At 39.3% G+C, this 20,652-nt stretch carries 18 protein-coding genes and 1 pseudogene; 10 read left to right on the plus strand and 9 right to left on the minus strand.

All coding sequences use genetic code 11. The features are described from left to right. Nucleotides 1-13 precede the first annotated feature (13 nt). From CVT13_RS01385 to CVT13_RS01410, 6 genes are all read left to right on the plus strand, one after another. On the plus strand, nucleotides 14-268 hold the full coding sequence (locus CVT13_RS01385; RefSeq protein ID WP_054196512.1) for a pyruvate kinase: 255 nt from the start codon (nucleotides 14-16) through the stop codon (nucleotides 266-268). 9 nt (nucleotides 269-277) lie between these two features. Next, complete coding sequence (locus CVT13_RS01390; protein WP_084041439.1) at nucleotides 278-940, plus strand: response regulator transcription factor; 663 nt, start codon at nucleotides 278-280, stop codon at nucleotides 938-940. Then, on the plus strand, nucleotides 933-2,096 hold the full coding sequence (locus CVT13_RS01395) for a sensor histidine kinase (protein ID WP_107811345.1): 1,164 nt from the start codon (nucleotides 933-935) through the stop codon (nucleotides 2,094-2,096). Before CVT13_RS01390 ends, CVT13_RS01395 begins: the two co-directional genes overlap by 8 nt. A gap of 133 nt (nucleotides 2,097-2,229) precedes the next feature. After that, the gene (locus CVT13_RS01400) at nucleotides 2,230-3,705 is read left to right on the plus strand and encodes an aldehyde dehydrogenase family protein (RefSeq protein ID WP_107811346.1); all 1,476 of its coding nucleotides are present in this window, start codon (nucleotides 2,230-2,232) and stop codon (nucleotides 3,703-3,705) included. A 178-nt stretch (nucleotides 3,706-3,883) separates the two neighbouring features. Next, on the plus strand, nucleotides 3,884-4,585 hold the full coding sequence (locus CVT13_RS01405) for a metallophosphoesterase (protein WP_107811347.1): 702 nt from the start codon (nucleotides 3,884-3,886) through the stop codon (nucleotides 4,583-4,585). 3 nt (nucleotides 4,586-4,588) lie between these two features. Further along, nucleotides 4,589-5,614 carry a hypothetical protein gene (locus CVT13_RS01410; protein WP_107811348.1) on the plus strand — a complete coding sequence of 342 codons (1,026 nt, stop codon included), beginning with the start codon at nucleotides 4,589-4,591 and terminating at the stop codon, nucleotides 5,612-5,614. Between the two features lie 84 nt (nucleotides 5,615-5,698). Here the strand turns inward: CVT13_RS01410 and CVT13_RS01415 are convergent, their stop codons facing one another. Both CVT13_RS01415 and CVT13_RS01420 read right to left on the minus strand, forming a co-directional pair. Beyond that, complete coding sequence (locus CVT13_RS01415) at nucleotides 5,699-6,526, minus strand: YihY family inner membrane protein (protein ID WP_107811349.1); 828 nt, start codon at nucleotides 6,524-6,526, stop codon at nucleotides 5,699-5,701. Nucleotides 6,527-6,529: 3 nt separating this feature from the next. Continuing rightward, the gene (locus tag CVT13_RS01420; RefSeq protein WP_021090557.1) at nucleotides 6,530-7,252 is read right to left on the minus strand and encodes a plasminogen-binding N-terminal domain-containing protein; all 723 of its coding nucleotides are present in this window, start codon (nucleotides 7,250-7,252) and stop codon (nucleotides 6,530-6,532) included. Between the two features lie 113 nt (nucleotides 7,253-7,365). Between CVT13_RS01420 and CVT13_RS01425 the strand changes: the two genes are divergently transcribed. The 4 genes and pseudogenes from CVT13_RS01425 to CVT13_RS01440 form a co-directional block, all read left to right on the plus strand. After that, nucleotides 7,366-8,535, plus strand: coding sequence for a peptidoglycan DD-metalloendopeptidase family protein (locus CVT13_RS01425; RefSeq protein ID WP_054196505.1), 1,170 nt, complete (start codon nucleotides 7,366-7,368; stop codon nucleotides 8,533-8,535). 9 nt (nucleotides 8,536-8,544) lie between these two features. Continuing rightward, on the plus strand, nucleotides 8,545-9,912 hold the full coding sequence (mgtE, locus tag CVT13_RS01430; protein ID WP_107811350.1) for a magnesium transporter: 1,368 nt from the start codon (nucleotides 8,545-8,547) through the stop codon (nucleotides 9,910-9,912). Further along, entirely contained in the window at nucleotides 9,897-10,481 is a 585-nt protein-coding gene (locus tag CVT13_RS01435) for an NUDIX domain-containing protein (RefSeq protein WP_107811351.1), read from the plus strand. The genes mgtE and CVT13_RS01435 overlap by 16 nt, the downstream gene beginning before the upstream one ends. 178 nt (nucleotides 10,482-10,659) lie before the next feature. Continuing rightward, nucleotides 10,660-12,765: pseudogene (locus CVT13_RS01440) on the plus strand (RNA degradosome polyphosphate kinase); the annotation flags it as partial. A 144-nt stretch (nucleotides 12,766-12,909) separates the two neighbouring features. On the opposite strand, the gene CVT13_RS01445 reads toward CVT13_RS01440, so the two are convergent. From CVT13_RS01445 to CVT13_RS01475, 7 genes are all read right to left on the minus strand, one after another. After that, entirely contained in the window at nucleotides 12,910-14,718 is a 1,809-nt protein-coding gene (locus CVT13_RS01445) for a menaquinone biosynthesis decarboxylase (RefSeq protein WP_107811353.1), read from the minus strand. Nucleotides 14,719-15,049: 331 nt separating this feature from the next. Next, nucleotides 15,050-15,415: an Imm10 family immunity protein gene (locus CVT13_RS01450; RefSeq protein WP_107811354.1), complete on the minus strand. Its 366-nt coding sequence runs from the start codon at nucleotides 15,413-15,415 to the stop codon at nucleotides 15,050-15,052. A gap of 3 nt (nucleotides 15,416-15,418) precedes the next feature. Beyond that, nucleotides 15,419-16,348 (minus strand): hydroxymethylbilane synthase, encoded by a 930-nt coding sequence (gene hemC / locus CVT13_RS01455; protein WP_107811355.1) that lies wholly within the window; start codon nucleotides 16,346-16,348, stop codon nucleotides 15,419-15,421. Nucleotides 16,349-16,356: 8 nt separating this feature from the next. After that, entirely contained in the window at nucleotides 16,357-16,788 is a 432-nt protein-coding gene (locus CVT13_RS01460) for an FxsA family protein (protein WP_107811356.1), read from the minus strand. Continuing rightward, nucleotides 16,785-18,485: a proline--tRNA ligase gene (locus CVT13_RS01465; protein ID WP_107811357.1), complete on the minus strand. Its 1,701-nt coding sequence runs from the start codon at nucleotides 18,483-18,485 to the stop codon at nucleotides 16,785-16,787. Before CVT13_RS01465 ends, CVT13_RS01460 begins: the two co-directional genes overlap by 4 nt. Continuing rightward, the gene (gene hemA, locus CVT13_RS01470) at nucleotides 18,475-19,758 is read right to left on the minus strand and encodes a glutamyl-tRNA reductase (RefSeq protein WP_107811358.1); all 1,284 of its coding nucleotides are present in this window, start codon (nucleotides 19,756-19,758) and stop codon (nucleotides 18,475-18,477) included. The genes CVT13_RS01465 and hemA overlap by 11 nt, the downstream gene beginning before the upstream one ends. Beyond that, nucleotides 19,758-20,651: a polyprenyl synthetase family protein gene (locus CVT13_RS01475; protein WP_107811359.1), complete on the minus strand. Its 894-nt coding sequence runs from the start codon at nucleotides 20,649-20,651 to the stop codon at nucleotides 19,758-19,760. The genes hemA and CVT13_RS01475 overlap by 1 nt, the downstream gene beginning before the upstream one ends. Nucleotide 20,652: the final 1 nt, after the last annotated feature.

A 20,652-nucleotide genomic window follows, 5' to 3' on the forward strand; every position in this document is an offset into this window, starting at 1 on the left:
TAAAGGAGACGTTATGAAGAAATTACTACTAGTTGCACTTGGTGCTATGTTTATGCTTGGTGGTCTTGCAAATGCTACTGAAATGATGAAAAAAGATGACATGGGCAAAGACGAGATGATGAAGAAAGAGCAGATGATGAAAGATGACATGGGCAAAAAACCCATGATAAAAAAAGATGAGATGAAAAAAGATGACATGGGCATGAAAGACGAAATGAAAAAAGACGACATGGGTATGAAAAAAGACGAAATGAAAAAAGGCATGTAAAGGTGCTTAATGGTTAGAATTTTGCTCGTTGAAGATGATGAAATTTTACTTGATCTCATCAGTGAGTATCTAAGCGAAAATGGATATGAGGTCACTACTTCAGATAATGCCAAAGAAGCGCTTGATCTCGCCTACGAGCAAAATTTCGACCTGCTTATACTTGACGTCAAACTCCCACAAGGAGATGGCTTTTCACTTCTTTCTTCCTTAAGAGAGCTAGGTGTTAGCGCACCTAGCATCTTTACCACTTCACTAAACACCATTGATGATCTTGAAAAAGGCTACAAAAGTGGCTGCGACGACTATCTAAAAAAGCCATTTGAGCTAAAAGAGCTGCTTATCCGCATACAAGCACTTCTAAAGAGAAATTTCTCACATCACAGTGGAGATGCGATCAAAATTTCAAGCGAATTTAGCTTTCATCCACAGAGCAAGACACTAAGCAAAGATGGCAAAAATGTAAATATCTCTAGTAAAGAGAGTGACCTACTCGCCCTATTTTTGCAAAACAAAGGCAAAATTTTAACCAAAGATGAAATTTTTAATAAAATTTGGAAATTTGACGAGGAGCCAAGCGAGCTTAGCCTTCGTGTCTATATCAAAAATTTACGCCAAATTTTAGGCAAAGATGCTATTTTAAATAGGCGTGGGGACGGCTATATCTATGTCTGAAAAGACGCAAATTTTATTTAAAATTTTATCCCTCTATCTTGTTAGCTCTGTGCTATTTTTAGGATATTTTTTCATACATGACTATAAAAACAAAAAAGAAACGCTCATTTTAAACGAGGTGAAGTCTTTAAAAGAGATAAAAATGGGCATTTACATGAAAGCTAGAATGAATGGACTTGATTCAATTTCAAGTCTAACAAAAGAAAAAGGCGTGCATGCTTGCATCGTGCTAAAAAATGGTGAGAAAATTTATAAAGACTTTGACTGCCAAAAAATCGACAAAAGCAAAAATGTAAATTTGATCGGCGGCAAGGTCGCGATATTTGAAAAGATCCAGTACATGGACGACAACACTACAGACGAGCTCTCACACGCAGATATTTTTCTAGTTGGTAAAGATATCAAGGCTAAAATTTTATCTTTACAAATTTCAACCACGCTAAAGGCGCTCTTTTTCTTTTTTGCCCTGCTCTTTGTCGCCTTTTATCTCGCAAAACTAAGCCTAAGACCGCTTTATGAAAAGATAGATACGCTAAACCGCTTTATAAAAGACTCAACACACGAGATAAACACGCCTCTAAGCGTCATCTCGATGAGCATAGAAACGGCTGATCTTGACAACCTAAATGAGCGAAATTTAAAGCGTTTTAATAATATCAGTCTTGCCGCAAAGAGCCTAAATAACATTTATGACGCGCTCGTTCATCTAAGCTTTAACCTAGATAAGCCTAGCAAAAAAGAGATCATAGATCTAAATTTACTAACCACACAAAGACTGAACTATTTCTCGCCATTTTTTGCCAAACGCGGACTTGAGATAGATACTAGCCTAAAGCCAAGCTTTATAAATGCAAATCTTGGGGATGTGAGCAAAATTTTAGACAACCTTCTTAGCAACGCCTCCAAATATGCAGCACCAAATTCAAAAGTACACATCACTTTAGAGCCAAATTTCTTTAGCATAAGTAACACCGGTCGAGGCATCAGCAAAGAGGATCAGATGAAAATTTTTGATCGTTACACGAGATTTAACGACGATCAAGGCGGCTTTGGCATAGGGCTAAATTTAGTTAAAGAGTGTTGCAAGAAAAATGATATCGTCGTAAAATGCCAAAGCGAACTTGATGGCGAGACTACGTTTTTGCTCTCTTGGTAGAGCTAAATTTTAAAACAACCCTACTTTAAATAATAAAATTTATTAAAAAAGATAATTTATGTCCAAAATTTATTTTTGATAAATTTTATTAATATTATAATCCTTTTACAAAATCTTAATCAAGGAGAAAAGTATGAAACTACTAGAAAAATATGGGCTTTTCATAAATGGTGAGTGGCGTGACGCAAAAGACGGCGCTACACTTGATGCAAAAAATCCAGCAAACGGCGAGCACCTCGCAAAGATCGCAGATGCTACTGAAGAAGATGTAAATGACGCAGTTCGTGCTGCACGTGAGGCTTTTAAGAAATTTAAACACACCACAATTAGCGAGCGTGCAAAGCTTTTAAATAAGATCGCTGATATCATCGATGAAAACAAAGAGCACTTGGCAAAAGTCGAGAGCATGGATAACGGCAAGCCGATCCGCGAGACGCTAAATGTAGATATCCCTTTTGCGGCAGAGCATTTTAGATACTTTGCTGGCGTTATCATGGGCGAAGAAGGCAGCGCAAACGTACTTGACGAGAAGCAACTCTCTATCGTTTTACGCGAGCCAATAGGCGTCGTGGGTCAGATCGTACCTTGGAATTTTCCGTTTTTAATGGCAGCTTGGAAGCTAGCTCCAGTGATCGCAGCAGGCGATGCGAGTGTATTTAAGCCATCAAGCGAGACAAGCCTAAGCGTGCTTGAGCTATTTAGACTGATAGATAAAATTTTGCCAAAAGGTTTAATAAACATCATAACTGGCAAAGGTAGCAAGAGTGGCGAATGGATCAAAAATCATCCAGGCCTTGATAAGCTAGCATTTACTGGCTCAACCGAGATCGGCCGCGATATCGCCATAGCTGCTGCTCGCCGTATCATCCCAGCTACACTTGAGCTTGGCGGCAAGAGCGCAAATATCTTCTTTAGCGACGCAAATTTAGACAAGGCACTTGACGGCCTTCAGCTTGGCATTTTGTTTAACCAAGGTCAAGTTTGCTGCGCAGGATCGAGAATTTTTGTAGAAGAGAGCTTTTATGAGAAATTTATAGAGGCTGCGGTGAAGAAATTTAGCACTATAAAAGTTGGCGATCCGTTAGATCCTAGCACTCAAATGGGCTCACAAATCAATAAAAAACAAGCTGAGCAGATCTTAGAGTACGTCGAGATCGGCAAAAAAGAAGGTGCAAAAGTGGCAGTTGGTGGTAAAGCCTACACAGCAAATGGTTGCGACAAAGGCGCATTTGTAGAGCCAACGTTGTTAGTTGATGTGACAAACGACATGAGAGTGGCTCAAGAAGAAATTTTTGGCCCAGTTGGCGTTGTCATTAAATTTAAAGATGAAGCCGAGCTTATCAAAATGGTAAATGATAGCGAATACGGCCTAGGTGGCGGAATTTTCACACAAGACATCACAAAGGCACTTCGTGTTGCAAGGTCTATGGAGACTGGTAGAGTCTGGATCAACACCTACAACCAAATCCCAGCAGGAAGCCCATTTGGCGGCTATAAAAACTCAGGTATCGGCCGCGAAACACACAAGATAATACTTGAGCACTACACTCAGATGAAAAACATCATGATCGATCTTACTGGTAAGGTCAGCGGCTTTTACGCACAATGATTTTAGGGAGCTTAGGCTCCCTTCTACTTTAAATTCCTTAAATTTTAAATATCTTTTACTAGGTTTTAACTTTATATATCACTAGCATTACGCCAATATAGTACAGCTATACAAAAGTGTTTTCTTAACACTACATTTTTAAGCTTAATAGACTAAAATTTGGCACAAAGGAGAAAAATTGAGTGAGCAAATTTATATCATAGGCGATGTGCATGGCTGTTTTAACACACTTTTAGAGCTTATCAAGCAGTTTCCAGACAAAGAAAAATCACAAATTTGCTTTGTCGGAGATGTGATAGATCGGGGGCTTTTTAGTTGCGATGTAGTCGAGCTTATCATACAAAATAACTATAAAATGGTAATGGGAAATCATGAGCGCAGGCTGCTAAGTAATAAAGACTTCTTTTTAAAAAACAAAATACCATTTGATACAAGTTGGTTTTACAATAATGGTGGCGAAGAAACATACAGATCATACCTAGCTCAAAGCGTGGGGTTCAAGCAAAGGCACATAGAATTTTTAGAAAACATTCCAGTATATTTAGAGTTTAAAGACCACAAAAACCAAAATGGCGAGCATTTGGTCGTTTCGCACTCGGCTGTTGGCAAATTTTGGACTTTAAGAGATGATGATAGCTCAAGAGATGAGTTTAGAAGGCATGTACTATCAGGCAGAGGCGATATGATGCAAGTTGAAGGCATATTTAATGTCTATGGCCATACACCAGTGCGTGAGGCTAAGCTCTATACAAATAGCGCCAATATCGATACGGGATGTGTTTTTAATGAAGAAGGATATGACAAACTAAGCGCCTTAGAATTTCCATCGATGAAAATTTATACGCAAAAAAATGTTGAAAATTTTAATAAACAAGGATAAAAAATGTGGTTTTCTAAAAAGAGCTCTAGCTTTGCAAGCAGAGTTGATAAATTTTGGAGCGAGTTTGGCAAAAATTTAGACGCCATCAAACAAAATTTAGAAGATAAAAATTTTGAAGCTGCAAGCAAAATGACCGAAGAGGCGCTAAATTTATGTTTGGTTGATCCAACTTTTATGATAGGCCTTATTGATGGAAAGATCGATCTAGTACTCACTCCAGAAGGACTCAAACATAGGCTTTTGTGGCTTAAATTTATCAAATCGCGCATGCCAAAAGAGTATGAAGCAAAGCTTACTTGTACACTTGGCAAACCACGTGCGCCACGAAACGTCGCTACTATACAAATGTATGGCGTAAGCGTTGATGCAAATGAGGTCATGGTCTATGCAAATTTTAACGACAAAAGCGTGGATATGTGCCTATATAACGAAACTCTAAGCAAGCTTAAAAGCGAAGATGAAAATAAGGCTTATACATTATCGCTCATACTTTGTGACAACGTAGTTGGCGAGATGATCATGATAAATATGCTTGGAGAGTTTGAGATAATAGACGAGCCAAGAGAAAAAGGCGTGCCGCTGATCGACTTTGCCGATCTTATAGATGATAAATTTGGTAAAGAAGCCTCAAACGAGCCGCTTAAGAATTTTATGGTCTATGAGCTAGAGCCTCGTTCAAATGAGTTACGTGACGACGTTTTCACAGGATTTACATCTCTTAGCGAGCTACTAAACGAATACTACGACGGTGCAAGCGATACTTATAACGAAGCTTTTGAGCTTGGCATAAATTTTTGCTTTTTAGCCATATCTCACGGTGGCGACATACAGATTGGCGTTGATAGCAAAAACAAAATTTCAGATGCGCTAAAGGAGAGTGAAATTTGCGAGATCATAGGTGAAGCAAATGGCGAGATGCGATCTTACATAGATCTTATCTGCTTTGACAAAGATGAGCTAGAGAAAAAGGCTAAAGAATTTGGCAAAGAACTTGGCGTAAAGATAGAAATTTGCGAGTTTAAACGCTGATTTTGCATAATATTCTACATAAAATAATACAAATCATACTAGCTGGTAAATTTATAAAAATATATTGCCAGCTGGTACTAACTATTAAATTTGTCTTTTAAATTTTGAGCTATTTGAAAGATAAGCACAAAGCTTTAGCCCATATAAAAAGATGATCCACGATATATATATCCAAACAAAGAAGAAAAGCACGGCTGAAAACGAGCCATAGACGCTTAGATAGGTCTTGTTGTAAAGGACATAATAGACAAAGGCTGACTTGCCAATATACCAGACGAGCGAGGCAGCAAATGAGCTAAAAAGTGCGCTTTTAAACTTTATCTCGTCATTTACAGAGATGAGATATGTGATGCAAAATATCGCCCAGATGATGAGATATGGGAATATGCTTAAAAAATTTATCGAGTTTGTGATCACATTTGAGTTTAGCATCTCTTGAATGAGGCTTGAGAGATAAAAACTGCCAGCAAGACCAAGTGGCGCGAGCGTGATAAGCGTCCAATACGAGCTAAGTGCCGACCAAAATCCTCTAGCCTTACTTGCACGTGTCACTTTTAAAACTACATATTCATAGTCGCTAAAAAACATGGCTGATGTAAATATCATTGCTACAAAGCCAACTAAGCCTAAATTTCCGCTATTTTGTAAGAAATTTTGCAAATAGTTTGAGATGATCTCTTGGTTACTTGGCAAAAGAGCCGAAAATATAAAGTCCTGAATCTTGGCGTAATAGTCCTCAAAACTAGGCAGTTTTGTAAAGATAGAAAATGATATAAGAAGTATCGGAATGATCGATAAAATCGTATGAAAACTAAGGCTTGAGGCATAGTGAAAGAGCTCTTTGTCCTTAAGCGTTGGGAGCAAATTTAAAAGCTCCTTTAAATTTTGCTTACTTAAGGACAAACGGCTCATTTATCAGTTGTCTTCTTCAAAAAGTTTTTCGTAGTGAGCGTCGTAGTTGTTGATGTGCTCACTATTTAGTTTCCAAAACACAGTGTCTATGTCGCTAACTCTTGTATAAAATGGTAGCTGGTAGTACTCAACCTCACCACTTTTAAATTCTTTTAGCACTTTAAAGCTTTGGCAATCAGCAAAAACGCTTCTGCCATCCATCGCTACAAAAATTAGACCGGCTGCACTTTGAGCGCACATTTTTCTAAAGTCATCTCTGCTTGGATTTGGCTTGTATTCGTAGCTTAGATACGCTCCTATAATATCTGGGTGGATAAATATCATATTTGGAAACGCAGATGTGATCTCTTCGTAAATTTCTTTATTTGGCACGATGATTAATGAGCGGTTATAAAGATAGTTTAGCACGACCATATCACCATTTGCAGGTGCAATGCCTGGAAGTGGGAGCGCCTTTTGCTCAAGCAGATCAAACACCTCAAATCTAATCTTAGCAAAGCCAGAATTTTTTGAGATAACACTAACTCTTGCGATGATAGAGCTATCAGTATCAAATTTATGAAGCACGACACCACTTGAGCCGATTAAAATTTCTGGACTATCAACTATCGTCGCTGTGCCATCACTATCGACGCTAATTATAGGAGTTCTATACTCATTTAAAGAAAAATCAGCCCCAAAAGCAAAGCCAAAAACTAGCGATAAAATCACAAATATACGTTTCAAATATATCTCCTAAGTTTAAATTTTTAGAGCGATTATAGCCTAAAATGCTTTATCTTTTGCAAAATTAAAGCAAGTTTTAGTTAAAATCCCACCAGCTTTTTAAAAGGACATTAATGCCTCGTATTTTTATAATTTTTGCAATATTATCTATAAATTTATACGCTATAAAGCCAAGTGTCGACGAGCTTAGCTGGCCAAATGGAAGTAACTTCTTAAATTTCTTAGAGACAAACAAAATCCCACTTTCACTTTACTATAACTTAGCAACCGAAGATCAAGAGCTAACAGAAGAGATCATCGCTGGTACAAAGTATCAAATTTATAAAGACGACAACGGCAACACCAAACAAGTGCTAATCCCTGTTAGCGACGAGCTTCAAATGCATATTTTTAGAGATGACAATGATAAATTTAAGCTCGAATTTCTTCCTATCTCTTATCAAAGCGAGGATAAATTTTTAGCTTTAAAGGTGGACAAATCAGTCTCTGAAGACATTTTTGACTACACTGGCTCTGGCACACTAGCTCTTGGCTTTAAAGAAATTTTTAAAGGAAGTGGCATTGATTTTAAAAAGATAAATAAAGGCGATACGATTGCTATCGTTTATAATCAAAAAATACGCATGGGCCGCTCTTTTGGCACTCCAGAAATTTATGCTGCGATGATAGAAACAAAAAATAAACGATATGTTATGTATAAATTTGAAGATAAATTTTATGATAAAAACGGCAAGAAAAATGATAAATTTTTACTAGTCCGCCCTCTTGCAAACGCTAGAATCACATCAGCTTTTACTCTAAAAAGATGGCACCCTATTCTCCAAAGATATAGAGCGCATCTTGGCGTTGACTACGGTGCTCCAAAAGGTACACCAATCAAAGCTGCAGGCGATGGCACGGTTAAATTTGTCGGACAAAAAAGCGGATATGGCAGAACCGTCATCATCTCTCACGCTGGTGGTTATGAAACGCTTTATGCTCATCTAAATGGCTTTGCTAAAGGCATAAAAGGTGGTCTAAAAGTCAAACAAGGCACGCTTATAGCCTACGTTGGCACAAGCGGTATGAGCACAGGGCCACACCTTCATTTTGGTCTTTATAGAGACAATAAGCCTATCAATCCAGAAAGTGCAATAAAGGTCGTTAAAAGTCTAGAAGACAAGAAAGAATCAGCCAAATTTAAAGCAGTTGTTAGCAAAAATGACGAGCTAATAAAAAATGCTTTAAGCAATGAAAAAGAGTATCACAAAGTGGAATTTTTTCCTAATGTAATAGAATTTTAAGGGTAAAACTTGAGCCAAGAACTAGAAGAAGCAAAAGAGCTGATAGATCAGCATTTAGATGAAAATTTAGAAGACGGCGAGCTCTCTGCATACGAGCTAGCCCAGCACCTAAAAACACTTAAAAAGCACGACGAGGAGCTTTTTGCCAAGTATCTTGAAAAGCTAGATCCTGAAATTTTGGGTGACGTGGCGATAGAGTTACCTGATCACATGCTAAAAGACGTGATCGACACGCTCCCGGCTGAAAAGATCGTAGAAGCGCTCGAAGAGCTAGAGAGTGACGATGCTACTGACCTACTCCAATACATCGAAGATATCGATGAGGACAAGGCTAGAGAGCTTTTTAACGAGCTAGATAAAGAAAATCAAAACGAAATTTTAAGACTTAGAAGCTACGATGAGGATAGAGCTGGTGCGCACATGCAAACAGAGCTATTTTCAGCTCATCTTGAAGAGAAGCTTGGCAGCGCAGTTGCAAGACTAAGACAAGAGAAGCAAGAAGGAAAACTAGAAAACGTCTCACAGCTTTTCATCATCGATAAAAATAGCGTCTTGCAATACGCCATCCCGCTTGAAGATCTCATCCTTTTTGACTTCACAAAAACGCTAAAACAAAATATCGAATCAACCCAGATCGACCACTACAAGCCTCACATGGCAAATGATATGGATCTCATGCAAGATGTCGCTGATATGTTTCAAGAGTACGATCTAAACGTTATCGCAGTTACAAGCAGCACTGGAATTTTGCTAGGTCGTATCACGTATGATGATATCCACGACTACATTCAAGAGAGCGCAACAGAGCAAATTTATAACCTAGCTGGCGTTGATGACGAGTCAGAAGAAGATGATACGCTATTTAAAGCGGGTCGTGGCCGTGCGGTTTGGCTTGGCATAAATTTACTAACAGCCCTTTTTAGCTCATCTATCATCGGACTTTTTGACGAGACGATCGCAGCATACGTCGCACTTGCTGTACTTATGCCAATAGTTGCTTCAATGGGTGGCAACACTGGCACGCAAGCACTTGCTGTTACGGTTCGTCGTTTGGCACTTGGCGAGATAGAATTTAAAGATGCAAAGAGCGTTTTAAAGCGTGAGGTGACGATATCGCTTGTAAATGGCCTCATCTTTGGCGTCATCATGGGTATCATCGCCGCTGTTTGGTTTAACAAAGGCATGCTTGGCGTGGTTATCGGCCTTAGTATGGTTACAAATTTATTCTTCGCAGGCTTTTTTGGCACGATCATACCTTTGACGCTAAGGCGCTTTAACATCGATCCTGCTGTTGGCTCGGCGGTCATTCTTACAACTTTTACAGACGCGATAGGATTTTTTAGCTTTTTAGGACTTGCAAAATGGATACTACTATAACAAATTTAGAAATTTTACCTCTTGGTGAGTCAAAATACCTAAAGCCATTTAAGATGAAATTTAAACAAAATGGCTTGCAAAGAGACTGGGACTGCGTCAAGGTGATGAATAGCGTTAGTATATTTTTATATCACGAGCAAAAAGATGCATTTTTGTTTGTCAAGCAGTTTCGCCCAGCCGTTTGGTACTCGCAAGAAAAAGAAGGCATCAAAACAAAAGAGCAAGGCTTTACCTACGAGCTTTGCGCAGGGCTTATGGATAAGGGGCTAAGCGAGGAGCAAACCGCTAGAGAAGAGGCAGTCGAAGAGGTTGGATACGAGCTAAAAGAGATGGAGCGCATCACGATGACGTATGGCGCTTTTGGCTTTGGTGGCAACACTCAAACGATGTTTTACGCAAAGATCGATGAGAGCATGAAGGTAAATTCTGGCGGCGGCGTCGACGGAGAGGATATAGAGCTTGTTTTCATAAAGCGAGAAGATATGATGAAATTTGCCTTTGACGAGAGCAAAGTTAAGGGCTTTGGGCTCATATTTGCTTATTTGTGGTGGGAGAAATTTAAAAGCTAAAACGATATCTTTTTAATAAGCGCAAAAACAACGACTGCCACTAAAAAGATACCAACCAATATCACATAATCAGACATAACAAGCCTTTAAATTTAAGTTTTGGCTTATTGTAACCAAAATTTTAAATAAAGTAAGAACTTTATAACCGCATATATCATAAAATAACTCAAAAACACACAAGGAGAAGATGATGAGCGAAAATGAAACTCTTTTTATAAACCGAGAATTAAGCTGGCTACGTTTTAATTCAAGGGTGCTCGCTCAGTGTGAAAAGGAAATTCCTTTACTTGAAAAGCTAAAATTTATAGCTATTTATATGACAAATCTAGACGAGTTTTATATGATCAGAGTCGCTGGCTTAAAGCAGCTTTTCGCAGCTGGAGCTACTACAAGCAGTGGCGATGGCATGAGCCCACTTGATCAGCTAAGAGAGATTAGAAAATATCTACAAAATGAGCAAATTTTAGTAGAAGATCACTATAAAAAAACAGTAAATGCTCTTAGCAAAGAGGGACTTTTTATAAAAAATTATGACGAGCTTGATGATAGTTTGAAACAAAAATGCGACGAATACTTTTTCTCAAATATCTTGCCAGTCATCGTGCCTATCGCTGTCGATGCAACTCATCCATTTCCGCACCTAAACAACCTTAGCTTCTCGCTTGCAGTTAAGCTTGCCGATATTGAGCATCCAGAAATTTTAAAATACGGCATGATAAGAATTTCAAGAGTCTTGCCACGTTTTACACAGCCAAGTAGCAATGTTTTTGTACCGATTGAAACGATCGTACATCGCCACGCAGAAGAAATTTTCCCAGGGTATAAGCTGCTTAGCTCGGCTGCTTTTAGAGTGACAAGAAACGCTGATATCGTCATCGAAGAAGAAGAAGCGGATGATTTTATGATGATACTTGAGCAAGGGCTAAAGCTTCGTAGAAAAGGGGCTTTTGTTCGTATGCAAATCGATAAAAACGTAGACGCTGATATTTTGGAATTCTTAAATTTTCATATGAAAATTTTTCATAAAGATGTCTATTTTTCAAGCATTCCGCTCACTCTTAGCTCGCTTTGGGAGATAGCTGGAAGCAAAAATTTTACCCATCTGGCAAATGCGCCTTATGTTCCAAAAACACTACCACCATTTGGTAATGGCATCTCGGTGTTTGACGCCATAGATAAAGAAGACGTGCTCTTAGTGCATCCATTTGAGAGTTTTGATCCAGTTGTAAGCTTTATCAAAGAAGCTAGCAAAGATCCAAAAGTCATATCTATTCGAATGACACTTTATAGAGTCGATAAAAGTTCACCAATAATTCAAAGTCTAATAGACGCCGCAAGTGACGGCAAGCAAGTAACTGTAATGGTTGAGCTAAAAGCAAGGTTTGACGAGGAAAATAACTTGCACTGGGCAAAGGCGCTTGAAGACGCTGGAGCGCACGTGATATATGGCATCACAGGTTTTAAGGTGCATGCAAAAGTTAGCCAGGTCATCCGCCAAATCGGCGATAAGCTTAAATTTTATATGCACTTTGGCACCGGCAACTACAACGGCAGTTCGGCAAAAATTTACACCGATGTGAGCCTATTTACGAGTAAAGAGGAATTTAGCCAAGACACGACCTCGTTTTTTCACATCCTATCAGGATATAACAAAAACCGCCGTCTAAACGCCCTTAGCATGTCGCCCTTTCAGATAAAAGAGCGCATCATCGAAAAGATAAGAATGGAGGCTAGCAAAGGCAGCGAAGGTAGGATCATCGCTAAGATGAACGCGCTAATAGACGAAGACGTGATAAACGAGCTTAGCCGCGCATCAAACGCAGGTGTGAAGATCGATCTTATAGTTCGTGGTGTGTGCGGACTAAGGCCTGGCATAAAAGGCAAAAGCGAAAATATAAAAGTTCGCTCAATAATCGGCAAATACTTAGAGCACGCTAGAATTTTATACTTTAAACATGCTCAGCCAAAAATTTATATCTCAAGTGCTGACTGGATGCCAAGAAATCTAGAGCGTCGCTTGGAGCTTATGACACCTATTTTTGAGCCAAGACTTCAAGAGAGACTACTTGAAATTTTAGAGCTTCAGCTAAGCGATAATGACCTAGCTTTTGAGCTACAAAATAACGGTGAATACGTAAAAGTTGCAAGAAGTGAAAATGAAAAAGTAATATCTTGCCACGAAGTTTTGGAAAATTATATATCTAAAATTTATAAATCCGTAAAAAAAGATACAGATAAAGCAAAAGCCGATATGCTCGCAAGCAAACTCTTAAAAGAGAGCTAAAAACAAGTTAAGCTTTTAGACCTAGTCTAAAAGCTATTTTTTAATCAGCATAAAGACACTAGCATTTGATTAAGTAAATATTATTAAAAATTTAAAATCCACAATAAAAAGCAAGATTTATAAATTTACTTGAGCCCCTCAAAACTAGCCAAATATTTCAAATTTTTTAAATAACTCTGGCTCATCTTTTACTATACCGCGCTTAACTAGATCAGCAACTACTTCGTGGTCACAATCCGTTTGTAATGGCCAGCCACGCGTATATCCCTCTAGCTCGTCCTTGCTCGTCGCATCTACGCAGAAATTTTCACCATCTATGAAAATATCACGCAAAGCATCGATATTGTTTGTCACACGCCAAAGTAGCATATATGGGTTTTCAAGGTGATTTTGCATATCTACAACGATAAGGAGTTTGAAAAATTCTCTAAATGTCAAAAGCTTGTCAAAAAGCTCTTTTACCACACAATCTTTTTCAAATTTCACCACACAAATAGGCGTTTTGGTATCCGTTTTAAACTGCTTAAGCTCTTTTACATTTGGCGTAACGCTTTGAAATTTAGCCAAAAGCTCGCTGTCGCTTAAAACCATAGGTCTAAATTTACAAAAATCTTGCGTCGCATCTACGCCGAGTTTGCCACCAAAACACGAATTTGGACTAGCATGATCAAGTTGATCGCACACACCTTGGCTTATTAGCACACTCTGACTACCAAAATAATTTAAAACAAAGCTAGTAAATTCATCATAATTTTTAAGTTCAGGCGCATCGGCTCCAACAAAAATGGCATGTTTTACAAAACTCATCTGCCCAACGCCCCAAAATGCGTGCATAGCCTGCTTTGCATGAGCTGGATAGAGCGTATTTATCTTGGCTAAGATTAGGTTGTGAAAGACGCCATTTTCAGGCATATTGTAGTCCAGAAGCTCTGGCACCGTCGTTCGCAAAAGTGGCAAAAAAACCCGCTCAGTCGCCCAGCCCATGTACTTATCCTCGAGTGGCGGCTTTCCAACCACAGTCGCGTGAAATACCGGCTCACGCTTGCTAGTTATCGCCGTAACCTCCATCACCGGAAAAGGCTCGATAGGCGTATAAAAGCCGGTATGATCGCCAAATGGCCCCTCAAGCTCGCACTTAGCCGTATCCACAAAGCCCTCTATTACGTAGTCTACATCGTGCGGGACGTAAATTTCATTCGTTAAGGATTTTACAAGTTTGGCTGGCTCTTTGCGGATAAAACCATAAAGTAAAAGTTCAAAAACTCCCTTTGGAAGCGGCGCTTGCCCACACCAGATGTAGAGTGGATCACCGCCAATGGCTACAGAGACTGGCATTTTTTTGCCTGCACGCTTATACTCGTGAAAGAAATTTGCGCCGTCTTTGTGGATCTGCCAGTGCATGCCAAGGTGATTTTTGTCATAAATTTGCAAGCGATACATACCTAAATTTTGTAAATTTCCGTCCAAGCTTTGCGTATAGACCTGCCCCATCGTAATAAATGCGCCACCATCATATGGCCATGTCTTTAGTGCTGGAAGCGATAGCAAATCAGCATCTTCGCCTATAAATTTTACCTGCTGGCACTCGCCCTCACCTTTTAGCCTTTTAGTAAAAATTTTTCTCATATTAAAAAGATAGGCTAAAAAATCAAGCTTTTCTTTGAAATTCTCTGGTTTTCTGGGTTTTAAAAGCTTTTCTATCTCGGCTGCGATCTCATCAGGCTTTAGCCCAAAGATAAGCTCAAGCGCACGTTTTGAGCCATAGATATTTGTAAGCACTGGGGCAAATTTACGCCCAGTTTTTTTGCAAACTGGGTTTTTAAAAAGTAGCGCTTGCGAACCCTCGCGCTTGACCTCGATATAGCTTGCGTGCGCGATCTCTAGGTCGATATCCGCAGGCTCGTCGATGACGCGAAGTAGATTATTTTCTTTTAAAAGCTTGATGTAGTCCATATTTCGCCTTTTTGATTTTTGGGCGATTTTAGCCAAAAATAGCTGAAAAAGGCGAAGCAAAGCGGATACCTATTATTTATCACACGTATCAATAGCTATCAGAGTATTTGATCGTTATCTCGGAGCCACCTTTGCGATGTTGCCTCGCCGTTTAAATAGACGCAAGCATTAAATTTATACTCCATTGTCGAATGTGCGCAAACTAGTGTTCAACGCACAGCCACACATGGCTAGCATACTTACGTCTTTTCAAAGTAATTCATCACAATTTTTTTGTTAGATTAAACACTAGATAGCATCGCAGTTTTGAAAACGGCAGTAATTTTTTTAATTACTTCGATATGCTACATTTTAGCAGCTTGCCAAATATCTCTTTGCTATATTTCATAAAGCGCTCATTAAGCTTTACACCCTCAGTATCTACGCAAATGAGGCTATCTTGCACCTCAAAAATGATGCTCTTATCAGTGATCTTCACCCTTTTGCAAGCGTTGTAGCAAATGTCGCCATTGCACTCGGCATATAGGCCGTTTATGTCGGCGTTTTCGTCGTCGCCCTTTTTTAGTTTGATCGGTCTTTGAAAGATTATGTAGTTTTTGTAGTTATATTTGTCGTCTGCAAGACCGATCATATAGTAGTTGTCTTTGCTATTTTTGGTAGCGCTTATGGCTTTTGCTTTAAATTTTAGCTCAAACACGCTCTACGCCATCTCTTCAGCGCGTTTTAAAAGCTCTTTCGCCCCTTTTTCTATAAATTTATGCGCCAGCTCTTTGCCGATGCTTTGAAATTTATCTTTGCTAGTCTTTAAGCTATCTTTTATATACTCACTTCCATCAGGCAGGCCAACGATCGCATCGATATAAATTTCATCACCTTTTAGCCTTGCGCTTATGCCTATTGGCACTTGGCAGCCACCCTCTAAAACACTTACAAAGTCACGCTCTATGGTCGTTTCTATGACTGCATTTTCGTCATTTAAAAAAGAGATCTCATCTAAAATTTGCTTCTCATCTCTAGCCTCAACGCCAAGAGCACCCTGACCCATCGCAGGTATCATCTCGTCAAAGCCAAATGTGTAGATGTGCGCCACTTCAGCCTTGATATTTAGGCGGTTTATGCCAGCCATCGCCAAAATGATCGCGTCAAATTCGCCCTCTTTTAGCTTTCTAAGTCTAGTTTGCACATTACCTCGAAGTGAGATGATCTCAAGATCAGGCCTCATGATAAGTAGCTGCATCTTGCGGCGTAGGCTCGTTGTGCCAACCTTTGCACCATGTGGCAGGTCGCTAAATTTAGCAAATTTCTCACTTATCATCGCATCTCTAGTATCCTCGCGTGAGCAAATGGCCGCTAGTCTAAGCCCTTTTGGAAAGACTACTGGCACGTCTTTTAGGCTATGCACTGCGATGTCAGTCTCGCCTTTTAGCATGCTATCTTCAAGCTCTTTTGTAAAAAGCCCTTTGCCACCGATCTTTGCAAGTGGCGTGTCAAGGATCACGTCGCCCTTTGTCTTCATGCCCTCAAGCACGACCTTCACGCCCTTGTGCTGCGCCTCGATCCTAGCCTTGATATGCTCACTTTGCCAAAGTGCTAAGGTGCTCTTTCTAGTTGCTATTTTTATCTCTTTCATCATCTCTCCTATTTTACTCTTTTTGGCTCTTCGATGACCTCAACGTCGATGATCTCGCCATCATCTTTTTTAGCACTCTGCTCGCTAAAATTTTGAAATTTAAACTCCTGATAGCTCTCATTTTTCGCTGCATTTTTCTTAAATATCAAAGAAAAAATAACTACAGCTATGCCAAAAATATCTGTTAAAATTCCTGGCAAAAATAAAAGCATTCCACCAAAGCTAAGTCCTAACTGACTAAATAAATTTCCACCAAGAAAGCTTTTAAACGCCACTTGAGGCGAATTTAAGCTAGAAAATCCAGCATTTAAAAGAAATGCGATACCCACAAATCCAGAAACAAGCACCTCAAGAAAGTAGTTTAAAAAGCCAAATTTATCAACAAAAAGATAGATAAATATCGCTTCTATCAAAAAAAACAAAAATGCAAAAAATCTCATAAGCTTTCTTTTATCTTTTTAAAGGCTTCGTTTACACCGATCGTTTCTTTACTTAAACCATCTCTTGTTATAAACTCGACCTTGCCATTTGCAAATTCTTTACCCACAAGTAGCGCGTAAGGAAAGCCGATAAGCTCAAAATCATTCATCTTAACGCCAAATCTCTCGTTTCTATCATCGATGATGACACTAACGCCAGCTTTTTTAAGGCTCTCATAAAGCTCAAATGCAAATTTTACGCCCTCTTCATCTTTTAAATTTGAGATGATGATCTCGACATCAAACGGCGCACACTCTTTTTTCCAGATGCAGCCCTTCTCATCGTGGCTAGCCTCTATCATTACGGCAATCAGCCTACTGATGCCGATGCCGTAGCAGCCCATCAAAAATGGCTTTGCCTTGCCGTTTTCATCAAGATATGTCGCATTCATAGCAGCTGAATATTTATCGCCTAGTTGAAAGATATGACCAACTTCTATACCCTTGCTAAGCTTTAAATTTCCGCCGCAAACTGGGCATTTATCACCCTCTTTTACCTTTACAAGGTCTTTAAATCTCTCTTCGTTAAATCCGCTAACACTAACGCCAACAAAGTGGTAATCCTTTTCGTTAGCGCCACATATCATATTATTTGCGCCTTTTAGCTCGTTGTCTATATAAAATTTCACATCTTTTAGCCCAACTGGTCCGCAAAATCCAGCCACAAGCCCAGCTTTTATAATCTCTTCTTCGCTAGCATCGACAAGTTCAAGCGCATTACAAGCATTTTGTGCCTTTGTCTCTTGAAGCTCGTCGTCACCTCTTACAAAAAAGACCACGACCTCTTCCTTGTCCTCATAGATCGCCTTTTTCATAACAGCTTTTATGCAGTAAAACTCGCTAACTTTGAAAAATTCTGCCACACCTTTTATAGTCTTTGTATCTGGCGTTTTAAATTTAGCCGCGTCAGCCTCTGGTGCCTCAGCATCGGTTGTTCTAGCTTTTCTCCTAGCAGCCTCTATATTTGCAGCGTATTTGCAAGCCTCACAGCAAAGGATGTCATCTTCGCCATTACTTGCAAGCACCATAAATTCTTTACTGCCGCTACCACCGATAGCTCCACTATCAGCCTCAACGGCTCTAAAATTTAGCCCCAAACGGGTAAAAATCTTACTATAAGTTGCCTCCATAAGGTCAAACTCACGCTTTAGATCCTCTTTGCTTGAGTGAAAGCTATAAGCATCTTTCATCGTAAATTCTCGTCCTCTTAGCAAGCCAAAGCGTGGCCTTGCTTCGTCACGAAATTTAGTATTTATCTGGTATAGATTTAGTGGCAACTGCTTATAGCTAGTCACCTTGCCACGTACCAAAGCAACGGCTGCTTCTTCGTTTGTTGGGCTTAGTACAAAGTCATTTTCTTTTCTATCTTTAAAGCGCAAAAGCTCCTTGCCAAAGACGTTGTAACGTCCACTTTGTTTCCAAAGCTCACCTGAAGTGACCACACTAAAAATCACCTCTAGTGCTCCAGCTTCGTTCATCTCCTCTCGTGCGATACGAGAAATTTTCTCATGCATGATCTTTCCAAGCGGTAGATAGTTATAAAGCCCTGAGCCTATCTGCTCGACAAATCCACCTCTTATTAAAAATTTATGACTTGGCAAAGATGCGTCTTTTGGCGCTTCTTTGGTCGTTGGTGCATAAAATTTACTAAATCTCATCTATATCTCCCACTTGAAAATTTTGCTCTTCTTTTATATCAAATAAAAATCTAACTCCATTTGAAAGCTCGCTAGATCTCTCCTCGTCCGCAAGGCTTTTTAGCTTCATCGTTGGCTGATGCAAGAAGGCTTTAAAAACTTGATGAATGAGCTTTTGTGCCTCCTCATAATCACTATGCTTTAAATATCCTTTTTTTATCGCTTTTTCTAGCTCGTTTTTAGCGCAAATTTCAGCTTGTTTGCGGATAGATTTTATGAGTGGCACGCTCATATCTTCTTTTAAAATTTTTAAAAATTCACTTGTGCCTTGGCCTACGATCGAATAAGCTTTTTGTGCTTGCTCCTCTCTTAGGGCTAAATTTTTCCTTACTATCTCCTCTAAACTATCAACCGTATAGACACTAATAAATTCTGTATTTATAAGATCAATATCCCTTGGCACGGCAATATCAAAAAAGTATCTGTGAAATTCTCTTGGTTCGATTATGGCGTTTGTGATGATAGCGTGCGGGGCTGCGGTGCTTGAAAATATTAGATCATAATTATTTACATACTCTTTTAATTTTAAAATGCTATCCCAGCTAGCGTTGTCACCAAGGCTATCAACTAGCTGCTCAACACGCTCGGAGCTTCTGTTTATAATGATCACCTCTGCGCCACTTGAGATTAGGTGTTTTGCTGCTAGTTCGCCCATCTCGCCAGCTCCTACAACGATAGAAGTTTTTCCTTCAAGCGTGCCAAAAATTTCTTTTGCTTTTGCCACAGCAACGCTTGAAACGGAGATCGGATTTTTAGAAATTTGAGTTTCGTTTCTAACTTTAGCAGCGCATTTACATGCATAGTGGATGATTTTACTGATTTGTTCGCCGCAAGCTGAGCTATCGTAAGCAAATTTAAAAGCATTTTTTAGCTGGCCAACGATCTGTGTTTCGCCGACAACTAGGCTATCAAGTGAGCTTGCCACGGCAAAGAGGTGGTGCACGGCTCCGCTATCTTCATAAATATCAGCCCTTTCATAAAGCTCATCTTCAAAAACACCTGAAAATACAGACATGCACCTAAATGCATGCGTCGTTGCACTTTCTAGATCACTAACGCTTGCAATTATCTCGACACGGTTGCATGTGTTTAAAACCATGCATTCGTTTATACTTTTGTTTGATCTTAGTAGTTTTAAAATTTGCTCTTTTTTCTCATCGCTATCAAATGCAAGCTTTTCTCTGACAGAAATATCAGTGTTTTTATATGTAAAACTTATATCTAAATAGTGCATTAAAATTCCCTATCTATCATGCTTTTTATGATCCCTTCAAGCTCGGCGTTTTTATACTCTCTTATCGATTCTATCGCTTCAGTCCCAAGCCTTTTTGCCTCGCTTATAGCTTTGCTAACCGAGCTAGTTTTATCAAAATTTTCTTTTAGCCATGAAATTTCACTCGCGTTTAGCTTCTTTGACCAAAGCGATCTAAGCTTTGCCCTGCCAGCTTCGTCTAAGCTCTTATAAAGATAAATGTAAGGAAGTGTAGTTTTGCCTTCGACAAAGTCATTGAGTGCTGGCTTGCCAAGCGTTTTCTCATCTTGAGTTATGTCTAATATATCATCCACGATCTGAAAAGCAAGACCTAAATTTTTGCCATAAATTCCAAATTTCTCGCTATCTTTGCCAGCTAGCTTTGCTCCGCAAATAGCCGTGGCTTCTATCAAAACAGCTGTTTTATAGTAGATCATTTTTAAATATTCTTGCTCGTTTTCATTAAAATTTTCAGCCATTTTCACATCCATCATCTCGCCGATACTTAGCTTGCTGACTGCATCTGAGATGATAGCTGCGATGCTTGAATCAAATTTTGTAAGCTCAAAATAAGCCTTTGAGTAGAGAATATCACCTAGCATGACTGAGTTTTTACTGCCAAAAAGTGCGTTTATGCTTGGTTTGCCACGTCTTATATTTGCCTCGTCTATGACGTCGTCGTGTAGTAAGCTTGCAAGGTGAATAAGCTCGATGATAGCGCAAAGTTTAAGAGAAATTTCGCTCTCGCCTGCGATCTTTAAAAGAAGTTTTGAGCGAAGCTTTTTGCCAGAGCTTATCTTTAAAAACATCTCAAACGCCTCTTTGTAGCCAAGCTCGCTTATAAATTTGCTCATTATTTCATCGATTTTATCCATT

This window comes from Campylobacter concisus (assembly GCF_003049085.1).
Lineage (GTDB): Bacteria > Campylobacterota > Campylobacteria > Campylobacterales > Campylobacteraceae > Campylobacter_A > Campylobacter_A concisus_H.

What these genes read in the sequence shown, in the direction of transcription:
- CVT13_RS01385 (WP_054196512.1), top strand. Translation starts at nt 14, where the DNA reads ATGAAGAAATTACTACTAGTTGCACTTGGTGCTATGTTTATGCTTGGT.
- CVT13_RS01390 (WP_084041439.1), top strand. Translation starts at nt 278, where the DNA reads ATGGTTAGAATTTTGCTCGTTGAAGATGATGAAATTTTACTTGATCTC.
- CVT13_RS01395 (WP_107811345.1), top strand. Translation starts at nt 933, where the DNA reads ATGTCTGAAAAGACGCAAATTTTATTTAAAATTTTATCCCTCTATCTT.
- CVT13_RS01400 (WP_107811346.1), top strand. Translation starts at nt 2,230, where the DNA reads ATGAAACTACTAGAAAAATATGGGCTTTTCATAAATGGTGAGTGGCGT.
- CVT13_RS01410 (WP_107811348.1), top strand. Translation starts at nt 4,589, where the DNA reads ATGTGGTTTTCTAAAAAGAGCTCTAGCTTTGCAAGCAGAGTTGATAAA.
- CVT13_RS01415 (WP_107811349.1), bottom strand. Translation starts at nt 6,526, where the DNA reads ATGAGCCGTTTGTCCTTAAGTAAGCAAAATTTAAAGGAGCTTTTAAAT.
- CVT13_RS01425 (WP_054196505.1), top strand. Translation starts at nt 7,366, where the DNA reads ATGCCTCGTATTTTTATAATTTTTGCAATATTATCTATAAATTTATAC.
- CVT13_RS01435 (WP_107811351.1), top strand. Translation starts at nt 9,897, where the DNA reads ATGGATACTACTATAACAAATTTAGAAATTTTACCTCTTGGTGAGTCA.
- CVT13_RS01445 (WP_107811353.1), bottom strand. Translation starts at nt 14,718, where the DNA reads ATGGACTACATCAAGCTTTTAAAAGAAAATAATCTACTTCGCGTCATC.
- hemC (WP_107811355.1), bottom strand. Translation starts at nt 16,348, where the DNA reads ATGAAAGAGATAAAAATAGCAACTAGAAAGAGCACCTTAGCACTTTGG.
- CVT13_RS01460 (WP_107811356.1), bottom strand. Translation starts at nt 16,788, where the DNA reads ATGAGATTTTTTGCATTTTTGTTTTTTTTGATAGAAGCGATATTTATC.
- CVT13_RS01465 (WP_107811357.1), bottom strand. Translation starts at nt 18,485, where the DNA reads ATGAGATTTAGTAAATTTTATGCACCAACGACCAAAGAAGCGCCAAAA.
- hemA (WP_107811358.1), bottom strand. Translation starts at nt 19,758, where the DNA reads ATGCACTATTTAGATATAAGTTTTACATATAAAAACACTGATATTTCT.
- CVT13_RS01475 (WP_107811359.1), bottom strand. Translation starts at nt 20,651, where the DNA reads ATGGATAAAATCGATGAAATAATGAGCAAATTTATAAGCGAGCTTGGC.